The organism is Streptomyces asiaticus (genome assembly GCF_018138715.1).
Classification (GTDB): Bacteria; Actinomycetota; Actinomycetes; order Streptomycetales; family Streptomycetaceae; genus Streptomyces; species Streptomyces asiaticus.
This window is the reverse complement of the sequence record NZ_JAGSHX010000006.1, coordinates 2,509,345-2,528,118: the sequence shown is the minus strand read 5'-3', so window position 1 is coordinate 2,528,118 and position 18,774 is coordinate 2,509,345. Positions and strand designations below refer to the sequence as shown.

Below are 18,774 nucleotides of genomic sequence, written 5' to 3'. Positions count from 1 at the left end.
CGGTGGGCACCGGAAAAGCCGGTGCCGCGGTGTCGGTGCCCTGTGCGATGCTCGACGGCGTGCACACCACGTCCGTCAGCCCGGTGTTCATCGGCCGTGCCCAGGAGTTGGCCACCCTCGAGGACGCGCTCGCCCGCGCCACCGCGGGCGAGCCACAGGTGCTGCTGGTGGGGGGAGAGGCGGGGGTCGGCAAGACCCGGCTCATCGACGAGTTCCTGGCCTCGGCCGTGGCCGCGGGGGCGGTCGCCGCGGTCGGCGGCTGTGTGGAAATCGGCGCCGACGGGCTGCCGTTCGCGCCCGTGTCCACCGTGCTGCGCTCACTGCGCCGCAAGCTGGGCACCGAGCTGGACGGGGCGGCCGCTGGGCAGGAGGGCGAACTGGCCCGGCTGCTGCCCGAGCTGGGCGAGACCTCCCGCGCGTCCCACGACGGGGACGGCCGGGCCCGGCTGTTCGAGCTCACCGTCCGGCTGCTGGAGCGGCTGGCCGCCGAGCGCACCCTCGTCGTCGCCATCGAGGATCTGCACTGGGCCGACCGCTCCACCCGCGAACTGCTCGGCTATCTCTTCCGCTCGCTGCTCAGCGCCCGGCTGCTGGTCGTGGCCACCTACCGCTCCGACGACATCCACCGCCGCCATCCGCTGCGCCCGTTCCTCGCCGAGGTGGACCGGATGCGCGAGGTGCGGCGCATCGAGCTGTCCCGCTTCACCCGCGGCGAGGTGCACGCCCAGCTCACCGGGATCAACGGGGCCGAGCCGGAGCGCGAGCTGGTCGACCGGATCTTCAAGCGCAGCGACGGCAACGCCTTCTTCGTGGAGGAGATCGCCCGCTCCCTCAACGAGGGCTGCGCCACCGGGCTCAGCGAATCCCTGCGCGATCTGCTGCTGGTGCGGGTCGAGGCGTTGCCCGAGGAGGCCCAGGGGGTGGTGCGGATCCTCGCCGAGGGCGGCTCCTCCGTGGAGTACGAACTGCTGCGCGCGGTCGCCCGGCTGGGCGAGGACGAGCTGATCGACGCGCTGCGGGCCGCCGTCGGCGCGAACATCCTGCGACCCACGGCCGACGACAGCGGCTACCGCTTCCGGCATTCGCTGGTGCGCGAGGCCGTGCGCGACGATCTGCTGCCCGGGGAGCGCTCCCGGCTCAACCGGCGCTTCGCGGAGGCCCTGGAGGCCGAGCCCGCGCTGGTACGGGCCGATGAGCGGGCCGCCCGGCTGGCCAGCTACTGGTACCACGCACACGACCCCGCCAAGGCCCTGCCCGCCGTGCTCCAGGCGTCCGTCGCGGCACGGCGGCGGTACGCCCACGCGGAGCAGCTGCGGCTGCTGGAGCGGGCCATGGAGCTGTGGGAGGACGCCCCCAAGGAGATACGGCGGGCGCAGCGGCCCATGGACTACGCGGAGGTGTACCCCGCCCGCGGCTGTGAGGACCAGCCGCTGCGCCATCTCGATCTGCTCGCCGAGGTGGTGGTGGCCGCGCATATGTCCGGGCAGCGGGAGCGCGCGCTGACCGTCAGCAAGCGGGCGCTGCGGACGCTGGACCGCGGCGGTGACGACCCGCTGCGGGCCGCCTGGTTCTGGACCCAGCAGAGCAAACTGATGGAGGGCCTGGCCCGAGGTGACGGCTGGGAGGAGCTGAGCCGGGCCCAGGAGCTGGTGCGCGGGCTGCCGCCGTCCCCCGTGCACGCCGAGGTCATGGCGCAGGTGGCGGGCTGGACGATGACCCACCGGCCAGGTGCCGAGGGCCTGGCCGCCGCCGAACGGGCGGTGGAGCTGGCCCGGCTGGTCGGCGCCGAGAGCACGGAGCTGAACGCCCGCCTGACGCTGGGCTACTTCACCGGTGACTCCGGCGACATCGAGCGCGGACTGGCCGAGATGCGCGAGGTCTGCGAGCGGGCCCTGGCCCTCGGCGACATCAGCGTCCTGGGGCGCTGCTATGTCAATCTGGCCTCGGCGCTGGAGGGGGTCGGCCGGTCGGCCGAGGCGGTGGAGACCGCCGAGGAGGGCGCCCGGATCCTGGACCGGGTCGGTCTGGTGGACTCCCGGGCCTGGGTCTACGGGAATCTGGCCGAGTCGCTGTTCTCCCTGGGTCGCTGGGACGAGGCGGAGGCGGCGGCCGTGGAGACCCGGCGGCTCGCCCTCGGCACCAAGCCGCGCGGCACCGCAGCCAACCGGCTCACCCAGCTGGCGCTGGCGCGAGGGGAGTGGGACACGGCGGAGCGCGAGCTGGCCGCCGCCCGGGAGCACTACGGCGCCCGCAACACCGAACCGCAGTACACCCTCCAGATCGCGGGGCACGCCATCGAACTCGCGGCGGCGCGTGGCCGGATCCTGGAGGTCCGGGCTCTGCTGGACCAGGCCGTGGCGGCCGGTTTCCCGCCAGGGATGCAGCGCTACGCCTGGCGGTTGCTGTACACGGCCGCCGCGGCCGAGTCGGCCGCGCGCGGACTGCCCACGGCCGAGCCGGGCCGGGGTGAGGCGCTGGCCCGACTCCGGGCGGCCGTGAAGCGGGTGCCGCAGCCCGTGCCGGTTTGGCGGGCCCACGCGGCGATGGTCCAGGCCGAACTGGCGCGCGCCGAGGGCCGGGACCGGCCCGACCTCTGGGCCGAGGCCACGGCCGCCTTCGCCGCGCTGGACCGCCCCTACCCACTGGCCCGCGCCCGCCACCGCTGGGCAGAGGCGCTGCTCACCCCCGCCCCGGGCCCCTCCGACCGGGGCCCCTCCGGCCCGGGCGCCCCCGGCGTGGGGGCTTCCGGCGAGGATGCTTCCGGCGAGGGCTCCTCCGGCCAAGGCCCGTCTGGCCCGGGCCCCTCCAGCCAAGGTGCCTCCGGCGTGGGTGGGTCTGGCCCGGGTGCTTCCGATCCAGGTGCCTCCGGCGTGGGCGCCTCTGGCCCGGATGCGTCCGGCGTGGGCGCCTCTGGGCAGGGCCCCTCCGGCCAAGGTGCCTCCGGCCGGGGGGCTCCGGGTCGGGGCACCCCTGCCCAGGCCGATCGCGACCACGCCGCCGAACTGCTCGCCCAGGCGTATGCCGTGGCCGACCGGCTGGGCGCCCGTCCGCTGCGCGAGGAGATCGAGCTACTGGCCCGACGCACCCGGCTGCCCCTGGCGTCCGCCGCGACCCGCGCCGCGCTCGACGCGTCCCCGGGCCGCACCCCCGCGCTGCCCCCGGCCCCGGGCTCGCCGGCCCTGGCCGCCGAACCCGTCGATCCGGCCGAGGAGCTGGGGCTGACGCCACGGGAGCGGGATGTGCTGCGGCTGGTCGCCGATGGGCGCAGCAATCGACAGATCGCCGAGGAGCTCTTCATCTCGCCCAAGACGGCCAGCGTGCATGTCTCCAACATCCTGGCCAAGCTGGGCGTCTCGGGCCGGGCCGAGGCAGCCGCCGTGGCCCACCGCCTGCGCCTGGTGGACGGCCTGGCCGACGGCGCGGCGGCGGCCCGCTGACGGTGTGCGCGGTGCGCACCGGCAGCACGCCGCCGACAGGACGGCCGGGGGAGGGGCGACAGAACGTGCGGTACGCCGACCGCCCGCCGGGTCGGTCCCCTTGTCCCCTTCCGGGTCAGTCCCCTTCGCGGGGCCGGATCACCACTCGCCCGGAGTCAAGGTCTATAGGGCCCTTCCCCGGGTCGCTGCTGCGCGTCTCGTCGAGCGTGAACTCCAGGCGGTTGCGCTCTTCATCGGTGTGCTTGCGGCCGGGCGCGAACAGTTCCTCGATGAGGTTGAACATGACGACCCCCGTAGGCGTGCGACTGCTGCCAGTGTAGGCAGACCCCGCACAGAACGGGCACTCCACACCATGTCGGCCGAACTCAACGCCACGACCAGCCGATTCGCACTCCCCCCAGCGAACATCCCCTCAGCGGAGCCCCCTCAGCGGACCTCCAGCCGCAGGATCCGGTCGTCCTCCCGGCCCGGCTTACCACGCCCATCCGTATTGCTCGTGGTCAGCCACAGCCCCCCGTCGTCCGCCGCCACCACGCTGCGCAGCCGTCCGTACTTCCCGTCCAGGAACGACTGTGGCTTCGCCACCGCCTTGTCGCCCTTCAGCGGAATGCGCCACAGCCGCTCACCGCGCAGCCCGGCCATCCAGATCGAGCCCTTGGCGACGGCGATTCCGCTCGGCGAGGCGTCCTTGGGCTTCCACTGCTCGAGCGGATCGGTGAAGCCCTTCTTCCCGGCCTTGCCCTCGGCCTCCGGCCAGCCGTAGTTCTTGCCCGGCTCGATCAGATTGAGCTCGTCCCAGGTGTCCTGGCCGAACTCGGAGGCCCACAGCCGCTTGTCCGCGTCCCAGGCCAGGCCCTGCACATTGCGGTGACCCGGGGAGTAGACCACCGACTGGGCGTCCGGATTGCGGGGCGCGGGCTCGCCGTCCGGGGTCATCCGCAGGATCTTGCCGCCGAAGGAGTCCATGTCCTGGGCGAGCCCGCGGTCACCGCTCTCTCCCGTGCCCGCGTAGAGCATCTTGTCCGGGCCGAAGGCGATACGGCCCCCGTTGTGGATCGCGCCCTTGGGGATGCCCTTGAAGATCGTGTCCGGGGCGCCGAGCTGATCGCCGGCGGGGCGCTTGTCGTCGTACACCATCCGGACGATGCGGTTGTCCGAATCGGTGGTGAAGTACGCGTAGACCATATGGTCCGTGCCGAAGTCGGAGGAGACCGCCAGCCCCAGCAGCCCGCCCTCACCGGCGGCGGAAACGCCGGGGACGGACCCCAGCTCGGTCTTCTTCCCCGAATCCGCCGAGACTTTGAAGATCTTCCCGGTGTCCCGCGAGGAGACCAGCAGATCCCCGCCGGGCAGCGGAGCGAGCCCCCAGGGGGACTTCAGCTTCGTGGTGAGCGTGCGCTCCACCTTCACCGAGCCCTTCGCGGGCGCCGCGGACTCCGTCGGCGAGGGCGCGTCGGAGGGACCCCCACCGCCCGGCTTCGCGGGCGCGGACGACCGGCCGCCCGGTCTGGTGATGCTGTCGCCGTCGGACGAGCAGCCCGCCACGAGCACCACGGCGGCAGCGGCAGCGGCGGCGAGAACAGAGGTGACGCGAGGACGTCGCACGGTCGGGTTCCTCTCCATGGGCACGTGTGCCGCGGCACGGCACTGATTCTTATACACCGCGGACCCGCGCCGGGTTCCCATCCCCGAATCGGGCCCGGACCAGGGCCGAACGCACACCGGCGGCCACGTGCCGGGCCGCCGGGCGCGACGCGCTCAGTCCCACGACCCCCGCGCCGGCGGCAGCTCCGCGATCTCCGCGAGGTCCTCGGGGGAGAGCGGCAGACCGGCCGCCGCGCAGTTCTCCGCCGCCCACCGCTCCCGCTTGGTCCCCGGCACCGGCACCACATGCGGCCCCTGCGCCAGCAGCCAGGCCAGGGCCACCTGGGCCGGGGTCACCTCGTCCCCGTGCCGCTGGGCGACCCGTCGCAGACCGGCCACGATCGGCTGGTTCGCGGCCATCATCTCCGCCGTGAACCGCGGATGCCGGGCCCGCATGTCGTCCGGCTCGAAGCCCTGCCCCGGGGTGAGCGTCCCGCTCAGGAAGCCGTTGCCCAGCGGCATCGCCGCCAGGAAGCCCACCCCGCGCGAGGCACACCACGGCACCAGCGCCTCCAGCGCGTCGGGCGACCACACCGAAAGCTCCGCCTGCACACAGCTGACCGGAAAGACCTGCTGGACCCGCTCCAGCTGGCGCACCGTGGCGTCGTGCATCCCGGCGCCCGCCCTCCGCTGCGCCCGCGCGCCCACGGCGCACAGCCCGAGCGCCCGTACCTTCCCGGCCGCGACCAGCTCCGCCATCGCGCCCCAGGTCTCCTCTATGGGGACCTCAGGGTCGGCCCGGTGCAGCTGGTAGAGGTCGATCACATCGGTCTGGAGCCGGCGCAGCGAGGCGTCGCAGGCTCGTTTCACATAGCCGGGGCGCCCGTTGGCCACGATGTGCTGGTCGCCCACCAGCAGTCCGCATTTGGTGGACACGAAGGCGTCCGCCCGCCGCTCCTTGAGCACCCTCCCCACCAGTAGCTCATTGGTGAAGGGTCCGTACATGTCGGCGGTGTCCAGCAGGCTCGCCCCCGCGTCGAGCGCGGTGTGCACGGTGCGCTCCGAGTGCTCGCCACTGCGCTGCGAAGCGGTGTACGCCCAGCTCATCGGCATGCATCCAAGGCCGATGGCCCCCACTTCGAGCGCCGCCGCGCCGATTCTCCTGCGCTCCACCTGGCCTGACCCCTCCCGTTCCTCGGACCCCAAACTAACCTCTGCCAACGGCCGGTGATCGCATAGCCTCCTGGCATGAGTGCAGATCACAGCGATACGTTCCGCCACCAGGAATCGACTCACGGTTCATCCGAAGCGCGCGACCTGGTGTGGCTGCCCATCCCGCCCGAGGAGATCGACGGTCTTCCCGACACCCTCGAATACGCCCACTGGGACGGTGGCGAGGACTTTCCCACCGACCCGGCGCGCTGCGCGTTCTACTGCGTCCCGTACATGAAGCCGCAGCAGGTGTGCACCCGCCCGCTGCCCGCCATGACCAATCTGCGGGTGGTGCAGACCCTCACCGCCGGAATAGACCACATCAAGCCCGCGCTTGCCGATCTCGCCCCCGGGGTGCGGCTGTGCAACGCGCGCGGTGTGCACAACGCGAGCACCGCCGAGCTCGCCCTCACCCTCATCCTGGCCTCGCTGCGCGGTGTCCCCGACTTCGTCCGGGGCCAGGACGCCGAGGAGTGGCGCTCCGGCTTCCGTCCCGCACTCGCCGACAAGTCCGTACTGATCGTCGGCTACGGGGCCATCGGCAGCGCGATCGAGGATCGGCTCGTGCCCTTCGAGTGCGAGCGGGTGGCGCGCGTCGCGCGCTCCCCGCGCACGACCGAGCGCGGCCCGGTGCATCCGATCGACGAATTGCCCCGACTGCTTCCGGAAGCGGATGTGGTGGTGCTGGTGACCCCGCTCACCGAGGCCACCCGTGGTCTGGCGGGGACGGAGTTCCTGTCCCGGATGAAGGACGGGGCGCTGCTGGTGAACGTCTCCCGTGGTGGGGTCGTGGACACCAAGGCCCTGCTCACGGAGTTGGAGTCGGGACGGCTGCGGGCCGCGCTCGATGTGACCGACCCCGAACCACTGCCCGCCGGGCATCCGCTGTGGCACGCTCCAGGGGTGCTCATCTCCCCGCATGTGGGCGGCCCCACGTCTGCCTTCCTCCCGCGCGCCAAGCGGCTGTTGAGGGATCAGCTGCATCGTTACGCGCGCGGCGAGTCGCTGGCACATCTCGTCGCCACGACGGGGTAGACATGCCTCTGGCACCACATACAGGCACCGATTGACTCCACTCCGTATATACAACGCCGTAGTCGGTTACGGTCCGTAGATGGCCTATGTCCCTGAGTGACCAGTCTGGTGTATCGTCCCGAGCGGGGGCTGCGCCACTGACCTGACGGCGTCAGCGATGGACCGGAACTCGAGGGGGGCGACGGGCGATGTATGGCCGATGGACCGACAACCCGACGCAGCTCAGGCGTCGACCGCGACACTTCCGCGCAGCCGCGCGGTTCTCCAACTCGACGAGGCCCGCGGGGATACCGCTTCCGGGGGCCCCGAGGCGCCAGTGGTCCGCCACGCAGTGGATGGCAGTCCAGTGAGCGCCACCGGAGCGGTGCTCGCCCGGCCGTCGGTCTCCGGCGGCGGGGCCGGGCTGTTGCCGCAAGTGGTCCTCGCCCTGGTCTGCGGCGGTTACGCGGCGGGGGCGATCGTCGGCTGGGGATCGTCCCAACTGGCCCTGGTCATGGGTGACTTCGGGCTGAGCGCCGCCGCGTTCGCCGCCGCGGCCTCCTGTCTGTGGCACGGCCGCCGGCACGCCGGGCGGCTGCGCCCGGCCTGGCTGCTGTTCGCCGCCTCCTCGGCCATGGCCGGGCTGGGGAACGCCGTCTGGGGCTGGTACGAGGTGGTGCTCGGCCGTTCCGTGCCGACCCCCTCGGTCGCCGACTTCTGCTTCCTGCTCTTCGCCCCGCCCGCCATCGTCGGGATGCTGGTGCTCGCCAAGCGCCCCACGAGCCGGGCCCGGTGGATCTGTCTGGGGCTGGACGCCTGGCTGATCGCCGGATCGCTGGTCACGCTCTCCTGGAGCCTCGCGCTCGCCCACACCGGGGAGTTCGGCGCGGACGGCGCCTCCGTGGCCCGCGGCGCCCTGTCGCTCGCCTATCCGCTGCTGGACATCGTGCTGGTGAGCATGGTGATCGTGCTCCACTTCCGGCGCTCCTCGGGCAATCGCTCCGCGATCAACACCGCGATCGCCGCCTTCGCGCTGACCGTGCTGTGCGACGCGCTGTTCACCTCGCCGCTGCTGCGGGAGCACTACCGCTCCGGGCAGATACTCGACGCCGGGTGGTTCGCCGGTTCCGCGCTGCTGGCGTACGCACCGTGGGTGGCCCGCCGCGAGGCCGCCCAGAACCCGCCGCCGGCGCGCCGCCCCGCGCAGCAGAGCGTCCCCATCGCGGGCTCGCTCGCCGCACTCGCGCCCTATCTCGCCGCCGCCGTCTGCACCTTGGGGGTCCTGTTCAACGTGATGGACGGCCGGCCGATCGACGGGGTGGTGCTCTTCACCGCCTGCGCGGTCGTGCTCGCGCTCGTCGTCCGACAAGCGATCATGCTGATGGACAACATCAGGCTCACCCAGGAACTCGCCCAGAAGGAGAGCCACTTCCGCTCCCTGGTGCAGAGTTCCAGCGATGTGATCATGATCGCCGCGCCCACCGGGATCCTGCGCTACGTCAGCCCGGCCGCCTCCGGGGTCTACGGCCGCGACGCGGAGGAGCTGGAGGGCTCCGAGCTGGCCTCCCTGATCCACCCCGAGGACCTCGGCTCGGTGGTCCACGAGGTCCGCCGGTTCCTGGCCGCAGCACCGGGCGAGGAGCCCACCACGCGGATCGAGTGCCGCTTCCGCTCCGGCTCCGGCGACTGGCTCAACGTGGAGTCCACGATCAACCGCCACCACGGCGGGCTGATCTTCAACAGCCGCGATGTCACCGAGCGGGTCCGGCTCCAGGCCCAGCTCCAGCACAACGCCGAGCACGACCCGCTCACCGATCTGCCCAACCGCGCCCTGTTCACCCGGCGGGTCGCGCACGCCGTCGCCGGCCGCCGCCGTACGGACGCCGGCACCGCCGTGCTCTTCATCGACCTCGACGGCTTCAAGGCGGTCAACGACACCGTCGGCCACCACGCCGGGGACGAGCTGCTGGTCCAGGCCGCCCGTCGGCTCCAGGAGTCCGTGCGGTCCGGGTCCGGCGACTGCGCGGCCCGGCTCGGGGGCGACGAGTTCGCCGCCCTCATCCTCGGCGACGGAGAGGGGGACGCGGGCAACCGCGAGCAGCGCATCATGGAGATCGCCGACCGGCTGCGGCTCCGGCTCTCCCAGCCCTACCGGGTCGAGGGCGGCACCGAGGTCCGCGTGGCCGCCAGCATCGGCGTCGCCTTCGCCGAGTCCGGCACCAGCCCCGGCGCCCTGATGCGCAACGCCGACCTGGCGATGTACCGCGCCAAGGCCGCGGGCAAGAACCGCGTCGAGCTGTACGCACCGCAGATGCAGGCCGAGGTGGCGCGGCGCGCCGAGGTCGCCACCAGACTGCGCGCCGCCCTGCACGACGGGGAGTTCGTGCTGCTGCACCAGCCCGTCGTCGAGCTGACCAGCGGCCGGATCACCGCGGTCGCGGCGCAGGCCCGCTGGCGCTCGGCCCAGGGCATCCTGTTCACCCCCGCCGAGTTCCTCCGGGTCGCCGACAACGGCCGGGGGGGCGGTGAGGACACCGCCCGTACCGCCGAGCTGTCCCGCTGGATGCTGGAGGCCGCCGTCGAGCAGGCCGCCCAGCGGCGCCGCGACGGCCATCCGGTCCCGGTCTGCGTACGGCTCCCAGCGAGCCGGCTGGTGGACAAGTCGATGCCGCCCAAGGCCGTGGAGACGCTGCTGACCCGCCACGGGCTGCCGTCCGGCGCGCTGATCCTGGAGCTGACCGACAGCGATCCACGGGTGCCGCTGGACGAGCTGGAGCACCGCCTCGGCGCGCTGCGCCGCCTGGGGGTGCGGATCGCCCTCGACGGCTTCGGCAGCGGCTATGCCGCGATCAGGGCGCTCCGCAGGCTTCCCATCGATGTGCTGAAACTGGACCCCGGACTGGTCGAGGGAGTGGTCGAGTCCTCACGGCTGCACAAGATCACCGCAGGGCTGCTGAGGATCGCCGGCGACCTCGGAATGCAGTCCATCGCAGAGGGGGTGGAGTTGCCCGAGCAGATTGTCACCCTGCGCGGTATGGGATGCACTCACGCCCAAGGGGCGGCCTTCAGCGGGCCGCTGGACGAGCACCGGCTGCGCCGGGCGCTGCTGCGCGGCGGCTATCCGGTGCCGCGCCCGGAGCCCCCGCTGCTGGTCGGCGGCGCCCTGCCGATCCGGCACGGCGGTCATGGCGGGCACGGCGGCTCCCACGGCCCGCGCCGTACGGAGCCGCACACCCACCCGCCGACCCGCTCAAATACTGAGACGCCCGTCCCACCCACTTGACACCCGATATGCGCCGGGGGGAGGGTCGGAGCCATGCGCACCCGAATTCTCGTACTTGGACAGCGCGTCGGCTGAGCAGGGCTCATCGAAGCCCTGCGGACCCTCACCGGCGCGCTCCCCTCGCTTGCCTTACGGCACGAGGGGTTTTTTGTTGCACCGGCAGGGCCCGGTGCATCGCCCCGCCCCCTCCCTCCCGCACCGAACCTCATCTTCGAGAAGAGAATGCCGATGACCGAGCAGGCCCCCGGGTCCCATCACCCCCAGCCTCGGCCCCGTAGCGGCGGACCGCAGTCCGCCCCCGTAGAGCACGTCACGGGCGCGCAGTCCCTCATCCGTTCCCTCGAGGAAGTGGGTGCCGACACCGTCTTCGGCATTCCCGGTGGCGCGATCCTCCCCGCCTACGACCCGATGATGGACTCCTCGAAGGTCCGGCATGTGCTCGTCCGCCATGAGCAGGGCGCGGGCCACGCCGCCACCGGCTACGCGCAGGCCACCGGCAAGGTCGGCGTCTGCATGGCCACCTCGGGTCCCGGCGCCACCAACCTGGTCACCCCCATCGCCGACGCCCATATGGACTCGGTCCCGATCGTCGCGATCACCGGCCAGGTGGCCTCCAAGGCCATCGGTACGGACGCCTTCCAGGAGGCGGACATCTGCGGCATCACCATGCCGATCACCAAGCACAACTTCCTGGTCACCAAGGCCGAGGACATCCCGCGCACGATCGCCGAGGCGTTCCACATCGCCTCCACCGGCCGCCCCGGCCCGGTCCTGGTCGACATCGCCAAGGACGCGCTCCAGGCGCAGACCACCTTCTCCTGGCCGCCGCAGCCCGATCTGCCCGGCTACCGCCCGGTCACCAAGCCGCACGCCAAGCAGATCCGCGAGGCCGCCCGCCTGATCACCCAGGCCGAGCGCCCGGTGCTGTACGTCGGCGGCGGTGTGATCAAGGCGCGGGCCACCGCCGAGCTGAAGGTGCTGGCCGAGCAGACCGGCGCGCCGGTCACCACCACCCTGATGGCGCTGGGCGCCTTCCCCGACAGCCACCATCTCCACCTGGGCATGCCGGGCATGCACGGCACCGTCGCCGCCGTGACCGCCCTCCAGAAGGCCGATCTGATCGTGGCGCTCGGCGCCCGCTTCGACGACCGCGTCACCGGCAAGCTGGACTCCTTCGCCCCCCACGCCAAGATCGTCCACGCGGACATCGACCCGGCCGAGATCGGTAAGAACCGCGTCGCCGACGTGCCGATCGTCGGGGACGCCCGCGAGGTCATCGCGGACCTGGTCGTCGCCGTCCAGGCCGAGCACGACGCCGGCCACGCCGGTGACTACACCGGCTGGTGGGAGGACCTGAACCGGTGGCGGGAGACCTACCCGCTCGGCTACGACCAGCCCGCCGACGGCAGCCTCTCCCCGCAGCAGGTCATCCAGCGGATCGGGCAGCTGGCCCCGGAGGGCACGATCTTCGCCGCGGGCGTCGGCCAGCACCAGATGTGGGCCGCCCACTTCATCGACTACGACACCCCCGCCACCTGGCTGAACTCGGGCGGCGCCGGGACCATGGGCTACGCCGTCCCGGCCGCCATGGGCGCCAAGGCCGGCGCCGACGAGGGCCGTACGGTCTGGGCGATCGACGGTGACGGCTGCTTCCAGATGACCAACCAGGAGCTGGTCACCTGCGCGCTGAACAACATCCCGATCAAGGTCGCGATCATCAACAACGGCGCGCTGGGCATGGTCCGCCAGTGGCAGACCCTCTTCTACAACCAGCGCTACTCCAACACGGTCCTGCACTCCGGCCCGGACACCCCCGGGCAAGCGAACCTGGGCACCCGCGTCCCCGACTTCGTGAAGCTCTCCGAGGCCATGGGCTGCGTCGGGCTGCGCTGCGAGGACCCGGCCGACCTCGACGCCGTGATCGAGAAGGCCAACGCGATCAACGACCGCCCGGTGGTCGTGGACTTCATCGTCCATGAGGACGCCATGGTCTGGCCGATGGTCGCGGCCGGCACCTCCAACGACGAGATCCTGGCGGCGCGCGACACCCGCCCGGACTTCGGCGACGGCGAAGACGACTGAGGCCAGGACCGAGAGAGAGAAGAGACCGAGCCCATGTCCAAGCACACGCTCTCCGTCCTGGTGGAGAACACCCCCGGCATCCTGGCCCGGATCGCCGCCCTGTTCTCCCGCCGCGGCTTCAACATCGACTCGCTGGCCGTCGGCGTCACCGAGCACCCCGACATCTCCCGGATCACCATCGTGGTCAATGTCGAGGAGCTGCCGCTGGAGCAGGTCACCAAGCAGCTCAACAAGCTGGTCAACGTGTTGAAGATCGTCGAGCTGGAGGACGGCCAGGCGATCCAGCGGGAGCTCGTCCTGGTCAAGGTCCGCGCCGACAACGAGACCCGCTCCCAGATCGTCGAGATCGTCCAGCTGTTCCGCGCCAAGACCGTGGACGTCTCCCCGGAGGCCGTGACCATCGAGGCCACCGGCAGCAGTGACAAGCTCGAGGCCATGCTCAGGATGCTGGAACCGTACGGCATCAAGGAGCTGGTCCAGTCCGGCACCATCGCCATAGGGCGCGGCGCCCGCTCCATCACCGACCGGAGCCTGCGCGCGCTCGACCGGTCCGCCTGACCCCCGGCCCCGCCCTGACCAGCGGGGCCACGGTCCGGCGCCACCCGTGCGCAGGACCGTATGGCGAGACCCCCGAACCTTCACCCGCCCGCCCGTCATACGGTGGGAAGCACAACCCACACGCTAGGAGATTCCCGAAGTGGCCGAGCTGTTCTACGACGACGACGCCGACCTGTCCATCATCCAGGGCCGCAAGGTCGCAATCCTCGGCTACGGCAGCCAGGGCCACGCCCACGCGCTGTCGCTGCGCGACTCGGGCGTCGACGTCCGGGTCGGCCTGCACGAGGGCTCCAAGTCCAAGGCCAAGGCCGAGGAGCAGGGCCTGCGCGTGGTCACCCCGGCCGAGGCGTCCGCCGAGGCCGACGTGATCATGATCCTGGTCCCGGACCCGATCCAGGCCAAGGTCTACGAGGAGTCCGTGAAGGACAACCTGAAGGACGGCGACGCGCTGTTCTTCGGGCACGGTCTCAACATCCGGTTCGACTTCATCAAGCCCCCGGCCAACGTGGACGTCTGCATGGTCGCCCCCAAGGGCCCGGGCCACCTGGTCCGCCGCCAGTACGAGGAGGGGCGCGGCGTGCCGTGCATCGCGGCCGTCGAGCAGGACGCCACCGGGAGCGCCTTCGAGCTGGCCCTGTCCTACGCCAAGGGCATCGGCGGCACCCGCGCCGGCGTCATCAAGACCACCTTCACCGAGGAGACCGAGACCGACCTCTTCGGTGAGCAGGCGGTGCTGTGCGGCGGCACCTCGGCGCTGGTCAAGGCCGGGTTCGAGACCCTGGTCGAGGCCGGTTACCAGCCGGAGATCGCGTACTTCGAGTGCCTCCACGAGCTCAAGCTGATCGTGGACCTGATGTACGAGGGCGGCCTGGAGAAGATGCGCTGGTCGATCTCCGAGACCGCCGAGTGGGGCGACTACGTCTCCGGTCCGCGGATCATCAACGACTCCACCAAGGCCGAGATGAAGAAGCTCCTCGGCGAGATCCAGGACGGCACCTTCGCCAAGAACTGGATGGCGGAGTACAACGCCGGCCTGCCGAAGTACAACGAGCTGAAGAAGGCCGACGAGAACCACCTGCTGGAGACCACCGGCAAGGAGCTGCGCAAGCTCATGAGCTGGGTCGACGAAGAGGCGTAACCGCGCCTGGCGGCGCGGAGGCCGTGCCCCGGGTGTGACGGGGGTCCGCCGGACCCCCGTCACACCCGGTTCGCGCTTTGTCCACCGCGCAGCACCACGTGCGGGTGATCCTGCCGCAACGGCACATGACGAAGACCCGACCGCCACTACACTCATCAACAGCAAGCGCGTCAGGCTCACAGCGTCGTGCGTCTCCCACGCGGCTGACCCCTTCACCGCCAGCGGCCGTCGGGACGGCCGTCCGCTGAGGACTAGTGAGGACTGAAGACCACGTGAGCACTGCTTCCACTGGTAAGCCCGTCGTACTCATCGCCGAAGAGCTCTCTCCGGCGACGGTCGAGGCCCTGGGCCCGGACTTCGAGATCCGGAGCTGCAACGGGGCGGACCGAGCCGAGCTCCTTCCCGCCATCGCCGATGTGGACGCGATCCTCGTCCGCAGCGCCACCAAGGTCGACGCCGAGGCCATCGCCGCCGCGAAGAAGCTGAAGGTGGTCGCCCGCGCGGGCGTCGGCCTGGACAATGTGGACGTCTCGTCCGCCACCAAGGCGGGCGTCATGGTCGTGAACGCGCCGACGTCCAACATCGTCACCGCCGCCGAGCTCGCCTGCGGTCTGCTGGTGGCCACGGCCCGGAACATCCCGCAGGCCAATGCCGCGCTGAAGAACGGCGAGTGGAAGCGCAGCAAGTACACCGGTGTGGAGCTGAGCGAGAAGACCCTCGGCGTGGTCGGCCTCGGCCGCATCGGCGTCCTGGTGGCCCAGCGGATGTCCGCCTTCGGTATGAAGGTCGTCGCGTACGACCCGTATGTGCAGCCCGCGCGGGCCGCGCAGATGGGTGTGAAGCTGCTCTCCCTGGACGAGCTGCTCGAGGTCTCCGACTTCATCACGGTCCACCTCCCCAAGACGCCCGAGACCGTCGGGCTGATCGGCGACGAGGCGCTGCGCAAGGTCAAGCCGGAGGTCCGGATCGTGAACGCCGCGCGCGGCGGGATCGTGGACGAGGTGGCGCTGGCCGCCGCCCTCAAGGAGGGCCGGGTGGCCGGGGCCGGGCTGGACGTCTTCTCCCAGGAGCCGTGCACCGATTCCCCGCTGTTCGAGTTCGACAATGTGGTGGTCACCCCGCATCTGGGCGCCTCCACCGGTGAGGCTCAGGAGAAGGCGGGCATCGCGGTCGCCCGCTCGGTGCGGCTGGCGCTGGCCGGCGAGCTGGTCCCGGACGCGGTGAACGTCCAGGGCGGCGTCATCGCCGAGGACGTACGGCCCGGACTGCCGCTGGCCGAGAAGCTGGGGCGGATCTTCACCGCGCTGGCGAGCGAGGTCGCGGTCCGCCTCGATGTCGAGGTCTACGGCGAGATCACCCAGCACGACGTCAAGGTGCTGGAGCTGTCGGCGCTCAAGGGCGTCTTCGAGGACATCGTCGACGAGACCGTCTCGTATGTGAACGCGCCCCTGTTCGCGCAGGAGCGCGGGGTGGAGGTGCGGCTGACCACCAGCTCGGAGTCGAGCGAGCACCGCAATGTGGTGACCGTGCACGGCACCCTGTCGGACGGCGAGGAGGTCTCGATCTCCGGCACGCTGGCCGGCCCCAAGCACCAGCAGAAGATCGTCGCGGTGGGGGAGTACGACGTGGATCTGGCGCTCGCCGACCACATGGCCTTCCTCCGCTACACCGACCGCCCGGGCGTGGTCGGCACGCTCGGCCGCATCCTGGGCGAGGCGGGGATCAACATCGCGGGGATGCAGGTCTCGCGGGCCACGGCGGGCGGTGCCGCGCTGGTGGCGCTCACGGTGGACGACACCATTCCGCAGCCCGTGCTCACCGAGATCGCCGAGGAGATCGGCGCCACCTCGGCCCGCTCGGTCAATCTGGTCTGAGCCGCTCAAGGCATCACCCACCTGGGCCCGGTCCCCGCTTCGGCGGGGGCCGGGCCCAGGTCTTTGTGCATCCAGGGCGGGAAGGCGTGCCGGAGGGGTTCCGGATCTTTTTCATCGAGTGTTGAATAATGGCGTTGGGCTCGCTACGCTCGCAGCTATGTGGAGAAAATTTCTCCACATAACTGTAGGTATGTCCGTGCTGTCAGGAGAGCCCCGTGTCCGCAGACGCCGAGACCGACACCGACACCGACGCCCTCGCCGGCGTCCCGTCGCCCCCCATGCGCGCCGACGCCCGGCGCAACCGGGAGCAGATCCTGCGCGCCGCCCGCGAGGTCTTCGCCGATCAGGGGCCGGATGCCCCGCTGGATGAGATAGCCCGGTGCGCCGGGGTCGGCATCGCGACCCTCTACCGGCGGTTTCCGCACCGTGCCGAGCTGCATCGAGGGGTCGCCATCGAGGTGCTGACCGCGCTGGCCGAGGCCGCGCGCCGGGCCGCCGCCGAGGAGGGCGACCCCTGTCTCGCGCTGCGCCGCTTCATGCACGCCGCCCTCGATCTCAAGATCGGCTCGGTGCTGCCCGCGCTGCTGGGCCGGTTCACCGTGGACGAGATCCTCGACAGCGTCCCCGGCGACGCCGTCGACCCGATCGACGCGATGCTCCTGCGCGCCCAGGCGCAGGGGCTGGTCCGGCGTGATGTCGTCTTCGGTGACATCACGCTGATGATCATCCGGCTGACGCGGCCGCTGCCCGGTGGCGGCCGGTTCGCCCCCGATGACGGCCTCGCCCATCGTCAGCTGGACGTCTACATCGACGGGTTGCGCCCCACCGGCTCCCCGCGCCTCACCACCCCGCTCGGCGGTCCGGCCGTCGATGCGGAGGCGTTCAAGCGCATCCGGGAGCGAGTGATCGACGACGCCCACGAGGCCCGTGACGCCCACGACGCCCGGTACGCCCGCGACGCCTACGACGCCCGTGACGCCGAATCGCACCTCGACCCGGACCCCGCCTGACCCCCCTCTCCGCTCGCCTTCCGCAAGACCAGAAAGGCATCGTCATGTCCCAGCCCTCACAGGCGCCGCCGCAGGCCAACCCGCGGCGCTGGCTCGCCCTCGTCTTCATCGGCCTGGCCCAGCTGATGATCGTCCTCGACATCACCATCGTGAACATCGCCCTGCCGTCGGCCCAGAAGGACCTCGGCATCTCCGACGGCGACCGGCAGTGGGTCATCACCGCCTACACCCTGGCGTTCGGCAGTCTGCTGCTGCTCGGCGGCCGGATCGCGGACTACACCGGCCGTAAGCGCACCTTCCTCATCGGGCTGCTGGGGTTCGCCGGGGCCTCCGCGCTCGGCGGCGCCGCCTCCGGTTTCGAGATGCTGCTCGCGGCCCGCGCCCTCCAGGGCGCCTTCGCCGCGCTGCTCGCCCCCTCGGCGCTGTCGCTGCTCGCGGTGAACTTCACCGAGCCCCGTGAGCGCGCCAAGGCGTTCGGCATCTTCGGTGCGATCGCGGCGGGCGGCGGTGCGATCGGGCTGGTCGTCGGCGGGCTGCTGACCGAGTACCTCGACTGGCGCTGGTGCCTGTACGTCAATGTGCCGATCGCGGTCGTCGCGGCCATCAGCTGGTCCGTGCTGCCCACCGACACCCGCGCCGAGGGCCGGGCCCGCTTCGACATCCCCGGTGTGGTGCTGGCGGTGTGCGGGCTGGTGGCCGTGGTCTACGCGTGCAGCGAGGCCGAGTCCGAGGGCTGGGGCTCCCGGCTGGTGACCGGGCTGCTCGTCCTGGGCGCGGTGCTGCTCTTCGCCTTCGTCATGGTGGAGCGGAACGTGGCACGGCCGCTGCTGCCGCCGAGGGTCGTGGGGGACCGCACCCGTGGCAGCGCCTATCTGGCGGTCGGCCTCTCGGTGGTCGGCATGTTCGCGATGTTCCTCTTCCTCACGTACTACATGCAGATCGTCAAGGGGTACTCGGCGCTGCTCACCGGTGTGGCGTTCCTGCCGATGACCGGGGCGGTGCTGATCGGCGCGGGCGGCGTCGCCTCCCGCCTCATCCCCAAGGTGCCGCCGCGGCTGCTGGTGGCGCCCGGCCTGCTGATCGCGGCCACCGGTGTCGTCCTGCTGGTGCCCCTGGACGTCGACAGCTCGTACGCGGCGGGGGTGCTGCCCGCCGAGCTCCTGGTCGGCTTCGGCATGGGCCTGGTGATGGCGCCCTCGATGAACTACGCGACCCATGGCGTGGGGGCGGGGGACGCGGGCGTCGCCTCCGCCACCGTCAACACCGCCCAGCAGATCGGCGGTTCGATCGGCACGGCGATGCTCAACACCATCGCCACCAGTGCGACCTCCGACTACATGGCCTCGCACGCCCGGCAGATGACACCGCAGACCGCCAAGGCGACCGCCAAGGCCGGTCTGGTCGAGGGCTTCTCGCACGCCTTCGTCGTCTCGTCCTCGATCCTCGTGGGAGCCGCGGTGGTCGTGGCCCTGCTGATGAACACCCCGCGCCCGGTACGCGAACCCGGCACCGAAGGCGCCACCCCGCTCCCCGCCCACATGGGCTGACGGCGCCCCGCGCCGCGGAGGTCCTTCGCCCCATC

Annotated in this window: 12 protein-coding genes; 9 read left to right on the top strand and 3 right to left on the bottom strand. The window is 71.7% G+C overall.

Annotated features, from left to right (window positions below):
• The first annotated feature begins 47 nt into the window (after positions 1-47).
• The gene (locus tag KHP12_RS18280; RefSeq protein WP_245011086.1) at positions 48-3,437 is read left to right on the top strand and encodes a helix-turn-helix transcriptional regulator; all 3,390 of its coding nucleotides are present in this window, start codon (positions 48-50) and stop codon (positions 3,435-3,437) included.
• Between the two features lie 115 nt (positions 3,438-3,552).
• On the opposite strand, the gene KHP12_RS18275 is transcribed toward KHP12_RS18280, so the two are convergent.
• The 3 genes from KHP12_RS18275 to KHP12_RS18265 form a co-directional block, all read right to left on the bottom strand.
• Complete coding sequence (locus KHP12_RS18275) at positions 3,553-3,720, bottom strand: DUF6191 domain-containing protein (RefSeq protein ID WP_166483824.1); 168 nt, start codon at positions 3,718-3,720, stop codon at positions 3,553-3,555.
• 143 nt (positions 3,721-3,863) lie between these two features.
• A complete protein-coding gene (locus tag KHP12_RS18270; protein WP_086885130.1) occupies positions 3,864-5,060 on the bottom strand; it encodes a PQQ-dependent sugar dehydrogenase in 1,197 nt (398 codons plus the stop codon).
• 135 nt (positions 5,061-5,195) lie between these two features.
• The gene (locus tag KHP12_RS18265) at positions 5,196-6,194 is read right to left on the bottom strand and encodes an aldo/keto reductase (RefSeq protein ID WP_086885131.1); all 999 of its coding nucleotides are present in this window, start codon (positions 6,192-6,194) and stop codon (positions 5,196-5,198) included.
• 75 nt (positions 6,195-6,269) lie between these two features.
• Between KHP12_RS18265 and KHP12_RS18260 the strand changes: the two genes are divergently transcribed.
• The 8 genes from KHP12_RS18260 (at position 6,270) to KHP12_RS18225 (ending at position 18,739) form a co-directional block, all read left to right on the top strand.
• Positions 6,270-7,268: a 2-hydroxyacid dehydrogenase gene (locus KHP12_RS18260; RefSeq protein ID WP_246643133.1), complete on the top strand. Its 999-nt coding sequence runs from the start codon at positions 6,270-6,272 to the stop codon at positions 7,266-7,268.
• A 346-nt stretch (positions 7,269-7,614) separates the two neighbouring features.
• Positions 7,615-10,530 carry a putative bifunctional diguanylate cyclase/phosphodiesterase gene (locus KHP12_RS18255; RefSeq protein WP_210609931.1) on the top strand — a complete coding sequence of 972 codons (2,916 nt, stop codon included), beginning with the start codon at positions 7,615-7,617 and terminating at the stop codon, positions 10,528-10,530.
• Positions 10,531-10,758: 228 nt separating this feature from the next.
• Positions 10,759-12,612 carry an acetolactate synthase large subunit gene (locus KHP12_RS18250; protein WP_078559054.1) on the top strand — a complete coding sequence of 618 codons (1,854 nt, stop codon included), beginning with the start codon at positions 10,759-10,761 and terminating at the stop codon, positions 12,610-12,612.
• A 33-nt stretch (positions 12,613-12,645) separates the two neighbouring features.
• Complete coding sequence (gene ilvN, locus KHP12_RS18245; RefSeq protein WP_037948468.1) at positions 12,646-13,170, top strand: acetolactate synthase small subunit; 525 nt, start codon at positions 12,646-12,648, stop codon at positions 13,168-13,170.
• A 139-nt stretch (positions 13,171-13,309) separates the two neighbouring features.
• Positions 13,310-14,308, top strand: a complete 999-nt coding sequence (gene ilvC / locus KHP12_RS18240) for a ketol-acid reductoisomerase (protein ID WP_086879625.1) — start codon at positions 13,310-13,312, stop codon at positions 14,306-14,308.
• Between the two features lie 272 nt (positions 14,309-14,580).
• A complete protein-coding gene (gene serA, locus KHP12_RS18235) occupies positions 14,581-16,182 on the top strand; it encodes a phosphoglycerate dehydrogenase (RefSeq protein ID WP_086879626.1) in 1,602 nt (533 codons plus the stop codon).
• Positions 16,183-16,397: 215 nt separating this feature from the next.
• A complete protein-coding gene (locus KHP12_RS18230) occupies positions 16,398-17,192 on the top strand; it encodes a TetR/AcrR family transcriptional regulator (RefSeq protein WP_244202506.1) in 795 nt (264 codons plus the stop codon).
• A gap of 44 nt (positions 17,193-17,236) precedes the next feature.
• Entirely contained in the window at positions 17,237-18,739 is a 1,503-nt protein-coding gene (locus KHP12_RS18225; RefSeq protein ID WP_086879627.1) for an MFS transporter, read from the top strand.
• Positions 18,740-18,774: the final 35 nt, after the last annotated feature.